This window comes from Bradyrhizobium sp. SZCCHNR1098 (assembly GCF_032489375.1).
GTDB lineage: Bacteria > Pseudomonadota > Alphaproteobacteria > Rhizobiales > Xanthobacteraceae > Bradyrhizobium.
Genome location: NZ_JAUEXY010000013.1, coordinates 202,966 through 223,117, shown reverse-complemented (window position 1 = coordinate 223,117; position 20,152 = coordinate 202,966). Strand labels below are relative to the sequence as shown.

Annotated in this window: 12 protein-coding genes; 2 read left to right on the top strand and 10 right to left on the bottom strand. The window is 66.2% G+C overall.

What is annotated here, in order from left to right; genetic code table 11:
* Positions 1-652 precede the first annotated feature (652 nt).
* Together QX135_RS25810 and QX135_RS25805 are read right to left on the bottom strand one after the other, a co-directional pair.
* Entirely contained in the window at positions 653-1,804 is a 1,152-nt protein-coding gene (locus QX135_RS25810; RefSeq protein ID WP_316180391.1) for a DegT/DnrJ/EryC1/StrS family aminotransferase, read from the bottom strand.
* 55 nt (positions 1,805-1,859) lie between these two features.
* Complete coding sequence (locus QX135_RS25805; protein ID WP_316161945.1) at positions 1,860-2,870, bottom strand: Gfo/Idh/MocA family oxidoreductase; 1,011 nt, start codon at positions 2,868-2,870, stop codon at positions 1,860-1,862.
* A 360-nt stretch (positions 2,871-3,230) separates the two neighbouring features.
* Between QX135_RS25805 and QX135_RS25800 the strand changes: the two genes are divergently transcribed.
* A complete protein-coding gene (locus tag QX135_RS25800) occupies positions 3,231-3,941 on the top strand; it encodes a DUF1223 domain-containing protein (protein WP_316180389.1) in 711 nt (236 codons plus the stop codon).
* A gap of 13 nt (positions 3,942-3,954) precedes the next feature.
* Here QX135_RS25800 and QX135_RS25795 read toward each other — a convergent pair whose 3' ends face one another.
* The 6 genes from QX135_RS25795 to QX135_RS25770 all read right to left on the bottom strand — a co-directional run bounded on the left by QX135_RS25795 (position 3,955) and on the right by QX135_RS25770 (position 14,586).
* On the bottom strand, positions 3,955-6,174 hold the full coding sequence (locus tag QX135_RS25795; RefSeq protein ID WP_316234367.1) for a tetratricopeptide repeat protein: 2,220 nt from the start codon (positions 6,172-6,174) through the stop codon (positions 3,955-3,957).
* Between the two features lie 84 nt (positions 6,175-6,258).
* Positions 6,259-8,478, bottom strand: a complete 2,220-nt coding sequence (locus QX135_RS25790) for a tetratricopeptide repeat protein (protein ID WP_316234366.1) — start codon at positions 8,476-8,478, stop codon at positions 6,259-6,261.
* A gap of 81 nt (positions 8,479-8,559) precedes the next feature.
* A complete protein-coding gene (locus QX135_RS25785) occupies positions 8,560-10,782 on the bottom strand; it encodes a tetratricopeptide repeat protein (RefSeq protein ID WP_316234365.1) in 2,223 nt (740 codons plus the stop codon).
* 69 nt (positions 10,783-10,851) lie between these two features.
* Complete coding sequence (locus QX135_RS25780) at positions 10,852-12,264, bottom strand: mannose-1-phosphate guanylyltransferase/mannose-6-phosphate isomerase (protein ID WP_315758396.1); 1,413 nt, start codon at positions 12,262-12,264, stop codon at positions 10,852-10,854.
* An 11-nt stretch (positions 12,265-12,275) separates the two neighbouring features.
* Positions 12,276-13,292, bottom strand: coding sequence for an NAD-dependent epimerase (locus tag QX135_RS25775; RefSeq protein ID WP_316234364.1), 1,017 nt, complete (start codon positions 13,290-13,292; stop codon positions 12,276-12,278).
* Between the two features lie 10 nt (positions 13,293-13,302).
* A complete protein-coding gene (locus tag QX135_RS25770) occupies positions 13,303-14,586 on the bottom strand; it encodes a nucleotide sugar dehydrogenase (RefSeq protein WP_316234363.1) in 1,284 nt (427 codons plus the stop codon).
* Positions 14,587-14,773: 187 nt separating this feature from the next.
* Here QX135_RS25770 and QX135_RS25765 point away from each other — a divergent pair, with 187 nt between their 5' ends.
* The gene (locus QX135_RS25765) at positions 14,774-15,736 is read left to right on the top strand and encodes a lysylphosphatidylglycerol synthase transmembrane domain-containing protein (RefSeq protein WP_316234362.1); all 963 of its coding nucleotides are present in this window, start codon (positions 14,774-14,776) and stop codon (positions 15,734-15,736) included.
* 102 nt (positions 15,737-15,838) lie between these two features.
* Here QX135_RS25765 and asnB read toward each other — a convergent pair whose 3' ends face one another.
* Both asnB and QX135_RS25755 read right to left on the bottom strand, forming a co-directional pair.
* Positions 15,839-17,809, bottom strand: coding sequence for an asparagine synthase (glutamine-hydrolyzing) (asnB, locus tag QX135_RS25760; RefSeq protein ID WP_316234361.1), 1,971 nt, complete (start codon positions 17,807-17,809; stop codon positions 15,839-15,841).
* A gap of 38 nt (positions 17,810-17,847) precedes the next feature.
* Complete coding sequence (locus tag QX135_RS25755) at positions 17,848-19,803, bottom strand: TIGR04372 family glycosyltransferase (RefSeq protein ID WP_316234360.1); 1,956 nt, start codon at positions 19,801-19,803, stop codon at positions 17,848-17,850.
* Positions 19,804-20,152 lie beyond the last annotated feature (349 nt).

Below are 20,152 nucleotides of genomic sequence, written 5' to 3'. Positions count from 1 at the left end.
CGGATGGTTCGGAAATCCAATCCTAACCCTTCTTGACCACCCGCCGCCCCATAGGATCTGTGGTACCTGCCGCCTGCTTTTTTTTCCGCAGGCGGGCCATGGGTGCGGCCAGCGCCCGGCATTCCCCGTGCCCTCTTCGAAGGAGAGGGACGAACTGATCTCAAGCCTCGGGCATCGCGTGCCGCGAGACTGCACCGCTATGTCGATCGCTGTTTGAGATGTAAATCGGAATGCGAGCAACGCGGCCGTAGGGTGGGCAAAGCAGCCGCCCGCAGGGCGGTCGCGTGCCCACCGCGCATCTGCATCGGTGGTGGGAATGGTGGGCACGGCGCGCGATGGCTCGGCGAAACAAGCAATCAGATGGGCGCGCCTTTGCCCACCCTACAGAGAGCCGGCCGTTAATCTCACCGCTGTCATCCCGGACAAGCCGGCCGACGCGAAGCGGCGGCGGGCGCAGATCCGGGATCCATACGCTGTGCAGCTGGTGGGGTGCGCGGAACGGGCCGCCTGCCCGTTTCGGAGATCACGCGGTATGGGTCCCGGCGTTCGCCGGGACGACAGTGTTGGTTGGGACTGTCGGCGGGGCAGATCGCCCGCCGGGGCTGTGAGCCGCGCCGCTGCAAGCGGCGTGACGTCAACGATGCCTTATGCCTCAGCCCCGCAGGGCGCCGCGGACGACGTCGATGATGCGGGCCTGGGTCGGCTCGTCGAGATAGGCGTGCATCGGCAGGCTGATGACGTCGGCGGAGAGCTGCTCGCTGACCGGCAGGCCGCCATCGGCGCTCGGAAAGATGCGGTAGGCGGTCTGCTGGTGCATCGACTTCGGATAGTAGATCGCGGTCGGAATGCCCTGCGCCTTCAGCGCCGCGGCGAAGGTGTCGCGATCGACGCCCTTGGGCAGGCGGATGGTGTATTGCGCCCAGACCGAGGTGCAGCCGTCGGCGAGGCGCGGCACCTTCACCACATCGGCCAGCGCGGCCGTGTAGCGCTCGGCCACCACGTTGCGCGCGACGATCTCGTCCTCGAAGATCCTGAGCTTCTCGATCAGCACCGCGGCCTGGATGGTGTCGAGCCGCGCGGTGAGGCCGAGGCGGACGTTGTCGTATTTGTCGCTGCCGCCGCCATGGGCGCGCACGCTGCGCAGGCGCTCCAAGAGGCCGGCATCGTCGGTGAGGATGGCGCCGCCGTCGCCGAAGCAGCCGAGCGGCTTGGCCGGATAGAAGCTGGTGGCGGTCGCCAGCCCGAAGGTGCCGATGCGGCGGCCCTTGTAGCTGGCGCCGAAACCCTGCGCGGCGTCGTCGAGCACGAACAGGCCTTCGTCCCCAGCGATCGCGGCCACCGAATCATGGTCCGCGCTCTGTCCGAACAGATCGACCGGGATCACGGCCTTGGGCTTGAGCCCGAGCCGCTTGGCGGTGGCGATGCCGCGCCGGAGCGAGGCCGGATCGATGTTGAAGGTGTCCTCCAGCACGTCGACGAACACCGGGGTGGCGCCGGTGAGCGCAACGGCCTCGCCGGTCGCGCAGAAGGTGAACGACGGGCACAGCACGGCATCGCCGGGGCCGATGCCCTGGGCCATCAGCACCATCAGCAGCGCGTCGGTGCCGCTGGAGCAGCTCACCGCGTATTTGGCGCCGCAGAATGCGGCGAGCTCAGCTTCGAGCTGGATGATTTCGGGGCCGCCGAGAAACTGGCAATGCGCGAGCACGCGGGCGACGGCGTCGTCGAGCGACTTGCCGAGCCGCTGGCGCTGCGCGGCGGTGTCGATGAACGGAATGGGCTGATGACGCAGGTGCTGGTTCATGAGCTCTGACAAAGGTTCGGATCGAGACGATGGGGTGAAGCGGAGCCGTGGCCGGCTAGCCGGCCACGGCGCGGCGCTTGGTAGCAGCCGCCTCGGCGGGACGATGGCTCGAGGTCTCCAGGCACTGCGTGGCGATCGCCAGACTCGCGACGCCCTCGTCGCCGGTGACAGCCGGCGAGGTGCCGGAGCGGACCGCATGCAGGAAGGCGATCAGCTCGGCGCGCAGCGGCTCGTCATGGCCGACCGGGAGATGGCGCATCGAGTAGCTACCATCCGGCTTGAAGCCGAAGCACTCGGTGACCTGGCGCGTCAGCAGATCGCCCATGATGTACTTGCCGCGCGTCGCCACGGTGACGTTGCGCGCCTTGAACGGCGTCAGCCAGTTGGTGTTGATGTGGGCGAGCACGCCGGAGGCGGTGCGGAACTGCAGGAGTGCGATGTCCTCACGCTCCGCCACCGCACTCGACAATTGCGGCTGCACCTCGATGATGTCGGACTCGGTGAACCAGCGGATCAGGTCGATGTCGTGCACGGCGAGATCGATGACGACGCCGACATTGGACATGCGCGGCGGGAACGGGCCGACGCGGGTGATCGCGATCGACAGGAGGTCCTCGCCGGCGATCGCCTTCTTGATCGCGGCCACCGCCGGATTGAAGCGCTCGACATGGCCGATCATCAGGGTGACGCCGGCGCGATGCGCGGCCGAGACGATCTCCCTGCCCTCGTCCACCGTGGAGGCGATCGGCTTCTCGACCATCAGATGCACCTTGCGGGCGATGCAGGCGAGCGCGAGCTCATGATGCAGGTGGGTCGGAGCCGCGACGGTCACCGCATCGACGCCCTCGGCGACGAGCTCATCGAGCGTCTCGAAGGTCGGGCAGTTCGCAAGCTCGGTGACGCGGCTGCGATGCGCCGGCAGCGGATCGACCACGCCGACCAAGTGCACGTCGGGCAGCCCGGCGAGCACGCGGGCATGGTTGCTGCCCATCACGCCGGCTCCGATGACGCCGACTCGCAGCGCCTGCCTCAGCTCGGCCTTGTGGCCCGCCCCCTTGGAACTCATGTCATCGACCCCATCAATGTCCCCGGATTGCGACGTCACGGATTGGCCATGACGGTTAACGAACTGCAAATCACCGGTCGAAGCTCTCCTAGCATGCCGGTCGAAGCGAGGCGAATGCGGAAACCTTTTTCAGGACACGATTTGATTCAGAAAGTTACATCGGGTTCGGACGAAAACCGCTGTCTTTTGAACGGCGTGCGCGATGCCCTTCACGTGTGGCAAGTGCCCTGTTCACGCGTCACGACAGGCCGCGGACAGAACGGTTGCGGCGCCTTCACGCCTGCGTGTTGGCCGCAGCCGGAGGTAACGCGGTGGATCCCGCCAGCGAAGGAGATCACGTCACATCGCGGGAGAACACCCATGACCCTCAGCCTCGCCTCGCTCCGCCACGCCTCATCCTTCGCCGTGCTGCTCGCCTCGCTTACCCCGTGGTCGCCGTCGGCTGCCGCCGTGGATCGGCCTGTCGTCATCGAGCTCTTCACCTCGCAGGGCTGCTCCTCCTGCCCGCCTGCAAATGCCTATCTGAACGAGCTGGTGCGGCAGCGCCGCGACGTGCTGCCGCTCGCCTTTCACGTCACCTATTGGGACCGGCTGGGCTGGAAGGACCCGTTCTCATTGCCGGCCGCCACCGATCGCCAGGCCCGCTACGGCAGCCGCTTCGGCGACGGCTCCTACACGCCGGAGATCGTCGTCGACGGCGCAACCAGCCATGTCGGCTCCAACAGGGCCGAGGTGGGAGCCGCGATCGATCGCGCCAGGGGCGCGAGCGCGACGGCGGCGCCGGTCAAGCTCGCACGCAATGGCGACAAGCTCACGGTCGAGGTCGGCGGCGGTGAAGGACGCGGACGCCTCCTTCTGGTCGGCTTCGATCGCCGGCACGAGACGGCGATCCGCCGCGGCGAGAATAGCGGCCGCACGCTGGAGGAGCTCAACGTGGTGCGTTCGGTGCGCACGCTCGGCGATTGGAGCGGCACGGCGCTGCGCCTCACCGAGCCGATGCCGGAGGGCGAGGATGCGGCCGTGCTGCTCGAAAGCCCGGAGGGGCGCATCGTCGGTGCCGCGCGGCTATAGCTTCGACCGCCTGTCAGGCGGACGCGCAGGTGCGACGCCAGAACAGGCGGTAGCCCTCCTCCACCTTGCGCGTGTAGGTCTCGACATTGCCGGCGGCGGAGCGGGCGACCATCGCCGGCAGCTCCGCGCGCAGCTTCGCGAGAGCCGCAGGCTGCGCGGCCTGCTTCAGGGCGAGACCGATGTAGCCGTCGTCGTCCTCGGCCACGAAGTCGCCGAGCCCGACCGCCGTGTTGATGGCGGCTGCCGCGCGCGCTGCCGCGCCGTGGCCGAGCTTCGCGATCACGGGGACGCCGGCCTGCAGCGACTCCCAGGTGCTGACGCCGCCATTCTGCGGAAACGGATCGAGCGACATGTCGATGCCTGCGAACTGCGCGATGTGCTGATCGCGCGTCGACAGACCGAGGCAGGTGATGCGCTCCTGCGCGATGCCATGCGCCACGAACCGCGCGACGAGGCCGTCGCGCAGCAGGGGCTCGTCGAGCGCGCCGTTCTTGATGACGATCCGCGCGTCCGGCAGCGCGCCCATCAGGCGCGACCAGAGCGCGAGCGCAGGCTCGGAGATCTTGTCGATCCGGTTGAAGACGCCGAATGTGACGTAACCGTTGCGCAGCATCGGCAGCGGCGTCGGCTGCCATCCCTGCAGCGGGTCGGTGGTGATCACCGCCGGCAGGTCGTAGACCTGCTCGGCGAACAGAGGACGCACCGCTTCGGGCACGGTCACCGGATCGGCGAAGAAGTAGTCGATGGTCGGCAGGCCGGTGCCGGTGCCGCTGCCCCAGGCCGTGACCTGGACCGGCGCCGGCTTGCGCGCGAACACCGGCAGCCGGTTGCCGGCGGAATGGCCGGAGAGATCGACGAGGATATCGACCTGATCGGCCTCGATGCGATCGCTCAGCTCCTCATCGGACATCTGCCAGGCGTCGACCCAGAGGTCGGCGGCCGCGCGGCACTGGTCCGTCATCGTATCGCGCAGCGGCGAGCAGGAGTAGCAGATCACCTCGAACGCGGCGTGGTCGTGATGACGCAGCACCGGCAGGAACACCAGCGCCGCCGAATGGCTGCGGAAGTCGGACGAGACATAGCCGATCGTCAGGCGCCGCTCCGGATCACGATCCCGCACCGGCGGCGGACGGCGCGCGACCTGGCTGCCGATCCTGGTCCACCATTCGCGTCTCGCCGCCTGATGCTGGGCGAAATCGGTGTCTGGCATGAAGTCGAGCAGGAAGATCCTGGCGGTGATCGCATCGCCATAGTCGGGCTTGAGCGCGAGCGCGCGCTCGAAGTGCTGCAGGGCCGTCGTGAGATCGCCCTGCTTGCAGAAGCATTCGCCGAGCCAGGTCCAGGCGACCTCGGACGCGGGATTGATCTCCAGCACCTTGCGGCAAGCGTCCATAGCCGGCGCGATGTTGTCCCTGATCACACTGAGCTGCGCGAAGCCGAGCAGCGCCACCTCCTGTCGCGGATCGAGCGCCAGCGCGGCCTCGAAATCGGGCATCGCCTTGTCGAAACGTCCGGCCTGCTGATGCAGCCGGCCGCGCTGTGCCAGCACTTGCGCGGCGTTCAGCTTGATGGAGAGGGCAGCGTCGAAGGCCGCCAGCGCCTCATCGGAATGGCGCAGGGCGATGCTGGCGAGCCCCTTGCCGAACATCGCCTCGATGTGGCGCGGGTTGAGCGACAACGCGCGATCGAAGCTCTGGTTGGCCTCCGTGTTGCGACCGAGCGGAAGCTGCGCCATGCCGCGATTGCAATAGGCGTCGGCATAGTCCGGCTTGAGCGCGATCGCCCGATCATGCGCGGCGATCGCCTCCTCCGGCCGCCCCAGGCGCATCAGCGTGTTGCCGAGACCCGTGAGCGCCACGAGCAGGTTCGGCTTCAGCGCGATCGCCCGCTCCTGGCATTTGCGCGCCTCCTCGAAACGTTTGCGGTTGAACAGCGCGAGGCCGAGATTGGAGAGCGCCTCGGCATGCCGCGGCTCGATCTCGACCGCCTTGGTCAGGGCCTGCTCGGCCAGATCGGGCTGGCCGCCGTCGAGCGCCGTAACGCCGAGCAGGTGCAACGCATCGAAATGATCGGGCAGCAGCGCCAGGATCTGTCCGCAGATCGCCTGCGCCTCGGCGTGACGGCCGGCACGATACGCCGCCACGGCGCGCGGCATGAGCTCGTCAGCCTGCTTGCGATGCTTCTTCTGCAGTCTCGCATTCTGGAAGGCGCGAGAGCCGACATTGCTTGCCAAGAGACTTGCCTCCACGGGCGGCGTGCAGATCGCGGGAACGCAGTGACATCACATGCGGCATCACCGGATGCCGCGACACAAAGACTAGCCGGCGCTGGCGCAATGGCGACGCCAGAACAGGCGGTAGCCCTCCTCGACCTTGCGCGTGTAGGTCTCGACATTGCCCGCGGCCGAGCCCGCGACCATCGCCGGCAGCGCGGTCCGCAGCTTCGCCAGCTCAGCCGGCTTCGAGGCCCACTTCGCGGCGAGCGCGACATACCCGTCGTCGTCTTCGGCGACGAGCTCCCCGAGCCCGACCGCCGTGACGATCGCCGCGGCGGCGCGCGACGCCGCGCTGCGTCCGAGCCTGGCGATGACCGGCACGCCGGCCTGCAGCGACTCCCAGGTGCTGACGCCGCCATTCTGCGGAAACGGATCGAGCGAGATGTCGACCTCGGCAAACTGCGCGATCTGCAGCTCGCGCGTCGACCAGCCGAGACAGACCACGCGCTCCGGCGCGACGCCTTGCGCGGCGAAGCGCGCCAGGAGACGGTCGCGCAACAAGGGATCATCGAGCGAGCTGCTCTTGATCACGATGCGCGAGTCCGGCAGCTGCTGCATGATCCGTGTCCAGACGATCAGCGCAGGATCGGAGATCTTGTCCAACCGATTGAACACGCCGAAGCTCACAAAGCCATTGTGGAGCATCGGCAGCGGTGTCGGCGCGATGTCCGGCAGCGCTTCAGTGGTGATCACCGCCGGCAGGTCATGGACCTGCTCGGCGAACAGATGACGCACCGTTTCGGGCACCGTGACCGGATCGGCCAGGAAGTAGTCGATCGTCGGCAGCCCCGTGCCGGTGCCGCTGCCCCAGGCCGTGACCTGGACCGGGGCGGGCTTGCGGGCAAACAGCGGCAGGCGATTGCCGGCGGAGTGGCCGGAGAGATCGACCAGGATATCGACGCCATCGGCGTCGATGCGGTCGGCGAGCTCGTCATCCGACATCTGCGCGGCGTCGACCCAGAGGTCGGCGCAGGCACGGAATTGCGCCGTGACGGCATCCTGCACCGGCGAGCAGGCATAGCAGACGATCGCGAAATTCTGCGGGTCGCGATGCCTGAGCACCGGCAGGAATGTCAGTGCGGCCGAATGATTCCGGAAGTCGGAGGAGACGTAGCCGATCGTCAGACGCCGCTCCGGGTCGAGATCGCACTTCGGCGCCGGTCGGCGCGGGACGTGGGTGCCGATCCGCTGCCACCATTCGCGCCGTGCCGCCTGCTGGAGCGCAAAGTCGGCCTCCGGCATGAACTCGAGCGTGAAGATCTTCGCGGTCATGGCCTCGGCAAAATCGGGCCTGATTTCAAGAGCGCGATCGAAATGCTCGACGGCCGCAACGACCTCGCCCTGCTTGGCGTAGCAGATGCCGAGCCACAACCAGGCCTCCTCGGAGCGCGGATTCCGCTCCAGCACCTTGCGGCAGGCATCGACGGATTGGGCGACGTCCTTGAAGTGGCCGAGCTGGGCCTTGCCGAGCAGCGCCATCTCCAGCATCGGATCATGCGCCAGCGCCGCCTCGTAGTCCGCCTTCGCCTGGTCGAAACGGCCGGCCATCTGATGCAGCCGGCCGCGCTGCGCCAGCACCTGCGGCGCACCGGGCTTGACGGCAAGCGCGGCATCGAAGGCCGCGAGCGCCTCGGTGTGATGACGCAGGTTGATGCTCGCCAGCCCCTTGCCGAACATCGCCTCCATGTGGCGCGGATTGAGCGACAGTGCGCGATCGAAGCTCTGATTGGCCTCGGCGTTGCGACCGAGCGGAAGCAGCGCCATGCCGCGGTTGCAATAGGCGTCGGCATAGTCGGGCTTCAGCGCGATCGCGCGATCATGCGCCGCGATCGCTTCGTCCGGCAGACCGAGCCGCATCAGCGTATTGCCGAGGCCCGTCTGCGCGACCACGAGGGCTGGCTTCAGCGCAATCGCCCGCTCCTGGCACTTGCGCGCCTCCTCGAAGCGCTTGCGGTTGAACAGCGCGAGGCCGAGATTGGAGAGCGCCTCGGCATGTCGCGGCTCGATCTCGACGGCCTTGGTGAGCGCCTGCGAAGCGAGATCAATTTGGCCACCGTCCAGCGCCGTCACGCCGAGCAGATGCAGGGCATCGAAATGATCGGGCAGCAGCGCCAGGATCTGGCTGCAGATCGCCTGGGCTTCGGCACGGCGACCGCCGCGATAGGCGGCGACGGCCGCGAGCATCAGCGCATCGGCCTGCTTGCGATGCTTCTTCTGCAGCCTCGCATTCTGAAACGCGCGGGAACCGACATCGCTTGCCAAAGACGGCCTCCGAATAACGCGTGGATCTACATATCGGGCTTGTTCACGCGCGACCTTGCTTCAGGCCGCGACGGATGGGCCTCAGCCGCCAGTAGCGCAATAGCGGCGCCAGAACTGGCGATACCCCTCCTCGACCTTGCGCGTGTAGGTCTCGACGTTGCCGGCGGCCGAGTTGGCCACCCGCATCGGCAGCTCCGCACGGAGCTGAGCGAGCTCGGCCGGCCGCGCCGCGTGTTTCACGGCGATCGCAATGTACCCCTCGTCGTCCTCGGCCACCCAGTCGTCGAGCCCGATCGCCTTGACGATCGCGCCGCCGGCCCGCGACGCCGCACTGTTGCCGAGCTTGGCAATCACTGGAACGCCGGCCTGCAGCGATTCCCAAGTGCTGACGCCGCCATTCTGCGGGAACGGATCGAGCGAGATGTCGATGTTGGCGAACGCTGCGATGTGCTCGTGGCGCATCGAGGCGCCGAGACAGGTGAGGCGGCTCTCGTTGACGCCGTGCGCGGCGAAGCGGGCGATCAGCGTGTCGCGCAGGAATGCGTCCTCCAGCGCGCCGTTCTTGATGACGATGCGAGCGTCCGGCAACGCTTGGAGCAGCGCCGACCAGACCCTCAGCACCTCGTCGGATATCTTGTCGACGCGGTTGAAGACACCAAACGTGACGTGGCCGTTGCGCAGCATCGGCAGCGGCGTCGCCTGCGCTCCCGGCAGCGGATCCGTCGTGATCAGCGCCGGGAGATCGTAGACCTGTTCGGCGAACAGCGGCCGCACCGCCGATGGCACCGTGACCGGATCTGCAAAGAAGTAGTCCATGGTGGGCAATCCGGTGCCGGTCGCGTTGCCCCACGCGGTGACCTGGATCGGCGCCGGCTTGCGGGCAAACACGGTGAGACGATTGCCGGCCGAGTGGCCGGAGAGATCGACCAGAATGTCGATCTGGTCGGCCTGGATGCGATCGGCCAACTCATCGTCGGACAATTGAGATCCGTCGACCCAGCCGTCGGCCGCGACCTTGCACTGTTCCGTCACGGAATCGACCAGCGGCGAGCACGAGTAGCAGATGACCTTGAATGCCGCGTGGTCGTGATGGCGCAGCACCGGAAGGAAGGTCAGCGCGGCCGAATGGCTGCGGAAGTCGGACGACACGTAACCGACCGTGATGCGGCGATCCGGATCGCGGTCGATGGCGGCAAACTGGCGCTGCGGGATATGCGCGCCGATCCGCTCCCACCATTCGCGGCGGACGGCCTGATGCACGGCCACGTCGGCGCCGGGATAGAAATCGAGCGCGAAGATCTTCTTCATGATCGCATCCTCGAAATCCGGCTTGATCTCGAGGGCGCGGTCGAAGTGCTGGATGGCGCCGGCGGTATCGCCCTGCTTTGCGAGGCACGTGCCGAGCCAGATCAGCGCCACCTCCGACGCCGGATTCTGCTCCAGCACCCGCTTGCAGGCCACCATGGCCGGCGCGATCCGCTCGGTGAGCACGCAGACATGGGCCTTGCCGAGCAGCGCCGCCTCCAGCCCGGGGTCGGTCGCCAGCGCAGCATCGAAATCGGCCTCGGCCTCGGCGAACCGTCCCATCTGCACGTAGAGACGGCCACGCTGCGCGATGACCGCCGCCGTCCCCGGCTTCATGGCGAGCGCCGCGTTGAAGGCAGCGAGCGCCTGCTCGAGATGCCGCAGATTGACGCTGACCAGTCCCTTGCCGAACGTCGCCTGCATGTGCCGCGGCGCCAGCGCCAAGGCGCGGTCGAAACTCTGTTTGGCCTCTTCGTTGCGCAGCAGGAGCAGTTGCGCCATGCCGCGATTGCAATAGGCGTCGGCAAAGTCCGGCTTGAGGGCGATGGCGCGGTCATGCACCTCGATCGCCTGCGCGAACAGCTGCATGTTCATCAGGGTGTTGCCGAGGCTCGTCAGAGCCGTGGCGAAATTGGGCTTGAGCGCAACGGCGCGCTCCTGTACCGCGCGCGCCTCTTCGTAGCGCTTCATGCTGAACAGCACGAGGCCGAGATTGGCCAAGGCCTCGGCATTGCGCGGCTCCACGGCGACCGCGCGGGTCAGGGCCTGCTCGGCGAGGTCGAGCCGGCCGCTGTCGAGCGCGGACGCGCCGAGAAGGTGCAAGGCGTCGAAATGATCGGGCACGAGGGCCAGAGCCTGTCCGCAGATGGCCTGGGCATCGGCATGCCGGCCCGCCCGGTAGGCCTCGACGGCCTTCGGCAGCAGGCTATCGGCCTGCTTGCGATTCTTCTTCTGCAGGCGCGCATTCTGGAACGCGCGCGATCCGATCGTGCTTTGCAACGAAGCTCTCCGGCGGACGACGTCCGGGGCTGTCTAGCACGGCTCGCGTGATTCGAGGCGAGACCCGCCCTACTCGCGGCGGTAATCGTCCTCGATGCGGATGATGTCGTCCTCGCCGAGATAGGACCCGGTCTGGACCTCGATCAGCTCCAGCAGGATCTTGCCCGGGTTCTCCAGCCGGTGCACCGCGCCCATCGGAATGTAGATCGATTCGTTCTCATGCACGGTCTTGACGGTCTCGTTCACGGTGACCCGCGCCGCGCCGCGCACCACGATCCAGTGCTCGGACCGGTGATAGTGCTTCTGCAGCGACAGGCGCTGGCCCGGCTTGACGATGATGCGCTTGACCTGATGACGCTCGCCATTGTCGACCGACTGATAGCTGCCCCAGGGCCGGTGCACCTTGATGTGCGTCTCGGTCACTTCGGGCGCCACGGTCTTGAGCTTGGCGACCAGCCGCTTCAAGCCGTTGGCATCGCGCTGGCGCGACACCAGCACGGCGTCCTGCGCGGCCACGACGACGAGATCGTCGACGCCTTCGAGCGCGACCAGCGCCTTGTCGGTGACCACGTTGCAGTTGCGGGAATCCTCGAACACGGCGGTGCCGCGCGCGGCATTGCCCTGCCCGTCCTTGTCGGACAGTTCCCAGACCGCATGCCAGGAGCCGACGTCAGACCAGCCGCACGACACCGCCACCACGGCGGCACGTTCGGTCTTTTCCATCACGGCATAGTCGATCGAGATCGGCTTGGCCGCCGCGAAGGCATCGGAATCCAGGATGATGAAACCGAGGTCGCGGCCGGCCTTGGAGACAGCGTCGATCACCGTCTGCACGCTGCCCGCGTCGAACTTGCGGTATTCATCGAGCAGGACCGACGCGCGGAACATGAAGTTGCCGCTGTTCCAGAGATAGCCCTCGCGGATGTAGCGCTCGGCGGTCGGCTGATCCGGCTTCTCGACGAATTTTGCGACGGCCCGCACTTCCCCGGATACCGATGCACCCGGGCTGATATAGCCATATTCGGTGGCCGCGCGCTCCGGATTGACGCCGAAGGTGACGATGCGGCCGGCCTCGGCGGCAGCGAGCCCCTGCCGGCACGCCGCGAGGAAGGCCGCGGTGTCGCGAACGACGTGATCGGCCGCGAGTGCCAGCACGACAGCGTCCTGATGGCGCGACTGGGCGAAGGCGGCTCCGGCTGCGATGGCCGGGCCTGAATCACGCCGCATCGGCTCCAGCAGGACGTCGGCCTCGATGCCGATCTCGGCCAGTTGCTCCAGCACCATGAAGCGATAGGCCAGGTTGGTGATGATGATCGGCCGTTCGAACAAGTCGGCATCGGATACGCGCAGCAGCGTGTCCTGGAACGTGGAACGGGTGCCGAACAGCGGCAGGAACTGCTTCGGGCGAACCTCCCGCGATGCCGGCCACAGCCGGGTCCCAGCGCCGCCGCACATGATGAGAGGAATGATGCGTCCGGTCATGAATCAACCCGTTAAATTCGGTGATAGTCGCGGTACCATTTCGCAAAACGTCCGATGCCGTCGGCGATCGAGGTCGCCGGCCGGAAGCCGATGTCGCGTTCGAGGTCGCTGACATCAGCATAGGTCGCCTCGACGTCGCCGGGCTGCATCGGCAGCATCTCCCTGATGGCCGGCCGCCCGAACTCCTTCTCTAGTAATGTTATCACGTCCATCAGCTGTTCGGGATGATTGTTGCCGATATTGTAAATCCGCCATGGCGCCCGGCTGCTCGACGGATCGGGCCTGTTTCCATCCCAATCCGGGTTTCCCTGGGGCGGGCGGCCGATCAGGCGGACGATGGCCTGCACGATGTCGTCGACATAGGTAAAATCACGCCGCATCCGGCCTTGATTGAACAGCCTGACCGGCTGCCCTGCGAGGATGGCCTTGGCAAAGATGAACATCGCCATGTCGGGACGGCCCCAGGGGCCGTAGACGGTGAAGAAGCGCAGCCCGGTGGCCGGCAGGCGGTAGAGATGGCTGTAGGAATGCGCCATCAGCTCGTTGGCCTTCTTGCTTGCCGCATAGAGGCTGATCGGATGATCGACATTGTCCTTGACCGAGAACGGCAGCTTGGTGTTGGCGCCATAGACCGATGAGGACGATGCGAACAGCAGATGCTCGCAGCCATGATGGCGGCAACCCTCGAGGACGTTGATGAAGCCTTCGAGATTGGCATCGACATAGGCGTGCGGATTTTCCAGCGAGTAGCGCACGCCGGCCTGGGCCGCGAGATGCACCACGGCGGGAAAGCGATGCTGGGCAAACAGCGCCTTGATGCCGGCACGGTCGACGAGGTCGAGCTTGTGAAAGGTGAAGCCGGGCGCCGCCTTCAGAAGGTCGAGCCGCGCCTCCTTCAGCTTCGGATCGTAATAGGCGTTGATGTTGTCGATGCCGACCACCTGCCGTCCCTCGGCGAGCAGCCGCTGCGTCAGGTGAAATCCGATGAAGCCGGCGGCGCCGGTCACAAGAATGGGATGATCTGCCATGGTCGCTCCGTCAGGGTCGCCACAGTTCGATGGCGGCGGGTTTGCTCGCGCGGTCGAGCTTCATCTTCACGTCGAGCACGAGGCCGCTCTCCTCGCCGAGGAGGCTCTGCACCAAAGGCCAGCCTCCGGCCAGGAACTGATCGTGCGACACGGCCAGCACGACCGCGTCGGCTGGACGCAGCGCGTCAACTGCCGTGAGGCCGATGCCATACTCCTCGTGCACCGCCGCCGTATCGGCCAGGGGATCGGCGACCTGCACCTCGACGCCGAACGACTGCAGTTCGCTGATGATGTCGATCACCCGCGAATTGCGGATGTCCGGCACATTCTCCTTGAAGGTCATGCCGAGGATCGTGACGAGGCCGCTGCGCCCTTTCCGCTTCAGCAGCCCGCGAATGCATTCGCGCGCAATGCGCCGGCCCATCTCGTCGTTGATGCGGCGGCCCGCCAGGATGACCTCAGGATGGTAGCCCGCCTTCTCGGCGCGATAGGTGAGGTAATAGGGATCGACGCCGATGCAGTGGCCGCCGACGAGGCCGGGCGTGAAGGGCAGGAAGTTCCACTTGGTGGCGGCGGCTGCGAGCACGTCGCCGGTATCGATCTCGAGCGCCTGGAAGATCAGCGACAGCTCGTTCATGAAGGCGATATTGAGATCGCGCTGGGTGTTCTCGATCACCTTCGCCGCCTCGGCGACCTTGATCGAGGGCGCACGATGAATGCCGGCCGTGACGACCGAGCCGTAGACGGCCGCCACGATCTCGAGCGTCTGCGGGTTCTGTGCCGAGACGACCTTGGTGATGGTCTCGAAGCGATGCGTCTTGTCACCGGGATTGATGCGCTCCGGCGAATATCCGACGTTGAAATCGGCCCCCGCCTTCAGGCCCGAGCAGCTCTCCAGCAACGGGACGCAGTCTTCCTCGACGGCGCCCGGGTAGACGGTCGACTCATAGACGACGATGTCGCCGCGCTTCAGAACGGCGCCAACGGTGCGCGTCGCGGCCAGCATGGCGCCCAGATCGGGCCGACGCGCGCTGTCGATCGGGGTCGGAACCGTGACGATGAAGAAATCGGCAGTCGCGATATCGGCCGGCTCGCTGGTGAAGCGCAGGCCCGGCCGCCGCAGATCGCCCGCATCGACCTCGCAGGTTCGATCCCTGGCGTCCTTCAGCTCTGCGACGCGGGCCGCATCGATATCGAACCCGATTGCCGGGCAGCCTGTCCGCGCGAACGCAGCCGCGACCGGCAAGCCGACATAGCCAAGGCCTATCACCGCAATCTTCCGGCCATGAGACATAAATTGATATTCCGGTCGTTTCGGAGGCCATTGACGCCACCCCTGCGACTGTTTAGCCACCGGGGCATCAGGACCGCAAGGGGCGGCTAAGGCTCCCCTCGACCCGGGGTCCGGCCCTGCCAGGACGGGAGTTGCGCGTATCGCACTCGGCTTGGACCGTTTCAACCAAGAGCGAAGCCAGCCTGGCATGCGTGCGTTTTTGATTCTTCTCCTCCGGATCGTGGTGTCGCTGGCTCTGCTGTATCTCGCTCTGCGCGGGATCAACTTTGCGGCGATCCGCGAGCGGCTCAGTCAGATCAACGTCGGCTGGATCGGGCTGGCGGTGGCCATCACGCTGGTGCAGATCTTCATCGGCGCCCTACGGTGGCGCGAGATCTCCGCGCTGTGCGGCGCGCCGCTGACGGACATGCAGGCGTTCCGCTACAACATGATCGGCGCCTTCTTCAATCAGACCCTGCCGTCCTCGATCGGCGGCGACGCCGTGCGGCTGTGGCTGATCGGGCGCACCGGCGCCGGCTGGCGCGCAGCCAGCTACTCGATCCTGACCGACCGCGCCGTCGGCTTCATCGCGCTGGCGCTGATCATCGTCGCGAGCCTGCCGTGGAGCTATGGCATGATCGCCGACCAGCACGGCCGCCTGGCCCTGGTGCTGGTCGACGCCGCCGCACTGGCGGCCGGCGTCGGCTTCCTCACCATCGGCCATCTGCCGGCGGCGTGGATGAAGGCGTGGTGGCCGACGCGCCACGTCTATGCCTGCTCGGTGATCGCGAACAGGGTGATCTTCGGCCGGACCACGGCTGCGAAGATCGCCGTGTTGTCGCTGTCGATTCACGTGCTCGCCGTCGTCATCGCCTGGTGCGCGGTGCGCTCCATCGCGGCGCCAGCCGCATTCGAACAGCTATTCCTGCTGACCCCGCCAATCATGCTGATCACGATGCTGCCGATCTCGATCGCTGGCTGGGGCGTCCGCGAGGCGACGATGATGGTCGCATTCGGCTATGCCGGGCTTGCGCCGGCCGACGGCACCGTGGTCTCGATCCTGTTCGGCGCGGTCTACTTCATCGTCGGCGGCATGGGCGGCCTCGTGTGGATTCTCAGCGCCGAAAAGGGCGCTGGCCGCCTCGCCGTTCCCGCGACGGTCGAAGACTGACCTGGATCATGATGCGATTCCACGGAATCGCATCATGATCTCATCTCTTTGTTTGAGCATGATCTTTTCGGAAAACCGGTTTCCACTTTCCCGGATCATGCTCTAAGCGGCGCGCGCCCATTCGTCGTGCCAAGCCTGCGCCATCAGCACGTTCCAAAGCCAGTAGGAATGATTGTGGCGGCGGCTGAGATGCTCGTCGAACATGCGCGTCACCCGCACCGAATCGAACAGACCCTGCCGCCTCAGCCGCTCCGGCGACAGCAGGTCCGAGGCCCATGATTTCAACGGCCCACGCAGCCACGCGTCGAGCGGAATGCTGAAGCCCGTCTTCGGCCGATCGATCATCTCAGCCGGCACGTGGCGATACAGCACCTGTCGTACCAGCCATTTGCCGCGGCCGTCCCGCACCTTCATGCCGGAAGGAACCTTGGCTGAAAACTCGACGACGTCCTTGTCGAGGAACGGCACGCGCGTCTCCAACGCCACCGCCATCGCCGCGCGATCCACCTTCTGCAGGATGTCGTCGCTGAGATAGCTGAGGGAGTCCGCCAGGGTCATGCGGTCGAGCGGGTCGAGCTGTGCCGCAAGCTGCCGCATCTCGTTCCCTGCCCAACTTTCCTGCTCCGTGCCGCCCACCACCGTCCCGGCCGGATCCTGATCGATCGAGCACAGCGCCCGGTAGAGGCCATCAAAGCCGTCGGCAGCAATGACGCGGCCGAGCTTGGCCACCTGATCGCCGGCATGCCGAACCTTCAATTGGGCCGGCAACACCGGCTGCAGCGCCCTGAGAACCGTATCGGCCGGCTCTGGGGCGATCGCACCGAGAACGGCACCAATCGCACGCCGCAGCGGCATCGGCACGCGACCAAGGCGCGCCTGCAGCGCGCCGCCCCAGACATGCCTGTTGTAGCCGCCGAACAGCTCGTCGCCCGCGTCACCTGACAATGCGACGGTCACATGCCGGCGCGCGAGCTGCGCGACCAGATGCGTCGGGATCTGCGAGGAATCGGCGAACGGCTCGTCATAGATCCGCGGCAGCTTGGGCACCACGTCCATCGCGGTACGCGCATCGACATAGAGCTCGGTGTGATCGGTGCCGAGATGCTGCGCGACGTTGCGCGCGTCCTCGGCCTCGTTGTAGCCGCCTTCGGCGAAGCCGATGCTGAAGGTGCGCACAGGCTGGCCCGCCTGCGCCTGCATCAGGGCGACAATCGTCGACGAATCGACGCCGCCGGACAGGAACGCGCCGAGCGGCACGTCCGACAAGCACTGTCGCTTCACGGCCACCGACAGCAGCTGCTCCAGCCGTTCGACCGCCTCGCCCTCGTCGGCAATGCGATCGTCCTGAGCGGCGGCGACACGATCGCGCAGCGACCAATAGGGTTGCGGCAGCGGCCAGCCGCCGGGAGCCGCATCCGCGGGGAAGCTCACGAACGACGCCGGGGGTAGCTTGCGTATGCCGGTCCAGATCGTGGCGGGCGCCGGCACGTAGGAATAGCGCATGAACGCCGTGAGCGCCGCTCGGTCGAGCGACGGCGCCCAGGAGGGATGCGCCGCCAGCGCCTTGAGCTCGGAGCCGAACACCAGATCAGCGTTGCTCCAGCCGTAGAACAGCGGCTTTTCGCCGAAGCGGTCGCGTGCCAGGATCAATTGCCGAGTCTCGGCGTCCCACAGCCCGAAGACGAACATGCCGATCAGGCGCTGAAGCGTCGGTCGAACGCCCCATCGGCTGATCGCGGCGAGCAGCGTTTCGGTATCGGAATGACCGCGCCAATTCGGCGCGTCGCCACCGGCCTCCAGCTCGGCACGGACATCGAGATGGTTGTAGATCTCGCCGTTGAAGGTGACGGTGTAGCGCCCGCAGGCACTGTGCATCGGCTGCGCCCCGGCCTCGGAGAGATCGAGGATCGCCAGACGGCGATGTCCGAAGGCGAGGCCCCTCGCAGCGCTGATCCAACTGCCGGACGCATCTGGCCCCCGATGCGCCAGCGCCGTCGTCATGCGATCAATGATTCCGGTCAGTTGGGCCTCGTCGGCTCCGCCGGGGCGAAGCAGGCCGGCTATGCCGCACATGGTGCCATCTCCGCCACCCCGTCCCCCATCTGCATGGCTCAGTGGCCCTCGACGGCGTCGCGCAGCAACTCCGTCTCATGATTGGCCAGGAAACCGAGGCTCGGACGGCTGGTGCCGTAGTAATAGGGCAGCCCCAGCGCACGCCTCCAGCGCGACAACAGTCCTGCGCCATCGTGATCGCCTTCGAATTCAGCCAACCGACCGTCGGCGATGGCCAGGACCTCATCGGCCGTGTGGCGGATGTCGTCCGCCGAGTTGGTCTCCGGATGCGCACCGCTCCGGCCCAGCACGGCCGCATCGAACACGCGCCAGCGCCAGGGCGACGTCGTCAGTTGATGCTGCGTCAGCACGGTGCCGTCTGCTAGCCTGACGGGCTTGAGGGCAAAACGGACGTTGTTGTTCCACAGCTGGGCGTCGGTCGTGATCGCATTCACGATCGCACAAGGAATTCCGAAACTGACAGCGACATTCGTCAACCCGGACGTCGTCCCAATGAATGCGTGGGCATGGCGAATCAGGTGGATGTCCATCAGCTCCGATCTGAATTCGCTCAGCGCGTAATCGATCGTGCGAGCCATCGGCGGAAGCCTCGGCGAGTTCGGACCACCGAGCTTGATGACCCATCCGCCATGGGTGGTGATCAGACGAATGGCGTCCAAAGACGTCTCGATCGGCGCATTGCGATGGGTCTGCCCTGTGCCCATGAACTCGAAATAGTGCGCAGCGTCCCGCGTGTGCAGGCACACATACCAGTCGTCGGGCTTCATGCCGTGGCTGGAACGGAACGCGTCGAAGCCAGCCGCTGCGGCGGCCGCACTCCGATCGTAGGCGTCACGCAGCGGATGCCCTCTTCCCTCGCGCTCCCATTGTTCGATGGCGATCGCACCGGCGTCCTGCCAAGGTACGACCCGCCCGTCCGGCAGCCTGAACGCGTTGAAATTCAACCCGTACCAGCGCTGCAAGGACAGCAGTTCTTCACCCAGTCGCTCCGATACGGTTTCACCGATCACCACGACCTTGCCGAAACTTTCAAACAGCTTGAAGAAGACCGCATTGGCGATGCTGTCGGGGCGGACGACGATCACGGCTTCGCCTGACCACCAGCCCAGCTCTCGCATGCGAAACAGGATGTCGAGCATGCCCAGATGGCCGATCTGCGTCGCCCATTCCTCAGGAACGAGCCGCAGCGCATCCAGGGTCACGCCGAGCCGGTCGAGCAGCCGCCTCAACTCATCAGAAAGCGGTGGCGGCGATGCCCGGAGTTCCTGCTGCACGTTCAAAGCCCGCTCGTACAAGCGAATTGCAATCTCGCCGCGACCGACATGCATCACGCGCTGGCCCGTGAAGTTGCACAGGTCGAACAGCCGGCCGCGAGCCCCGCAGAGGAAATCGAGGCTGTTCGGGAAGTAACGCGGTGAATTCCGAGCCGCGATGTTCTGGTGGGGACGGAAAAAATGCAGGCTGCTCCGACACGCCCAGAACATCGCATCGAGCGCCGCCGCTTCATCCCCTTCGATGAGGTCGACCATGGCCTTGTAGAAGGCGAGATCGACCATCGCCTCGAGCTGTTCGGGCTTCGCTCCTGCCGCGGCGTCGCGCGCCTCCGAAAACTCGCCCAGCTCGAACAAGGATCGAACCAGCGCGTATCTGGTCTCCGCGTCATCGGACGCCAAGGCATCGCGGCCGACCATGCCGGCGGCCTCGCGATAGGCACCGATGCTGCTCAGGGCTCGAAGCGAGGCAGCGGGAAAATGGCGGCTGAGAGCCGTCGAAAAACGAAACTCCGGCCGAGTTGCAAGATATGACGTCACATAGGGAAAATACGCCTGAGCCAGGCGCCGCCTGAGCGGAAGTCTCGCGGCGAAGGCGATCACCAGACCAAGGAACACCACGCGTCGCGGCAGCAGATTGAGGGTCGCCCCGACTATGACAAAGACCTGGTAGACAAACCGTCGGCGCCCGCCGCGCATCGGCCTTCGCTTTTGCAGTTTCATACGACCAAGTTCCACACAACCTTGAAATCCCCGATTCCGCGCGTTCGGATCAAGGCAGAGCTTGGACGACCGGCCGTTCAAGTCGCCTGCGCTGCGCGCCCGGGATCACTTCTCGGGATGAGGACAGCACGCTCGCCGGGTCGAATGCGAGATTCCCCCAAGGAGACATCGCCCCGCAAATGCCAACCAGGGATTGAACCGTTTGGATCGCACCTATAACAGAGGTGTCGGGAATTTTCCAAGCCGAACATGGGGATGAACGCGAGCAAACCTAAGAGAGAGGAGAATTCAGAAATTCCGGCATCCAACCGCACCTGGTCACATCGCCCCTGATGGCAGGGAGACGTCG

Coding starts and splice junctions, on each gene's coding strand:
- QX135_RS25810 (WP_316180391.1), bottom strand. CDS start 1,804: ATGAACCAGCACCTGCGTCATCAGCCCATTCCGTTCATCGACACCGCC.
- QX135_RS25805 (WP_316161945.1), bottom strand. CDS start 2,870: ATGAGTTCCAAGGGGGCGGGCCACAAGGCCGAGCTGAGGCAGGCGCTG.
- QX135_RS25800 (WP_316180389.1), top strand. CDS start 3,231: ATGACCCTCAGCCTCGCCTCGCTCCGCCACGCCTCATCCTTCGCCGTG.
- QX135_RS25780 (WP_315758396.1), bottom strand. CDS start 12,264: ATGACCGGACGCATCATTCCTCTCATCATGTGCGGCGGCGCTGGGACC.
- QX135_RS25775 (WP_316234364.1), bottom strand. CDS start 13,292: ATGGCAGATCATCCCATTCTTGTGACCGGCGCCGCCGGCTTCATCGGA.
- QX135_RS25770 (WP_316234363.1), bottom strand. CDS start 14,586: ATGTCTCATGGCCGGAAGATTGCGGTGATAGGCCTTGGCTATGTCGGC.
- QX135_RS25765 (WP_316234362.1), top strand. CDS start 14,774: ATGCGTGCGTTTTTGATTCTTCTCCTCCGGATCGTGGTGTCGCTGGCT.
- asnB (WP_316234361.1), bottom strand. CDS start 17,809: ATGTGCGGCATAGCCGGCCTGCTTCGCCCCGGCGGAGCCGACGAGGCC.
- QX135_RS25755 (WP_316234360.1), bottom strand. CDS start 19,803: ATGAAACTGCAAAAGCGAAGGCCGATGCGCGGCGGGCGCCGACGGTTT.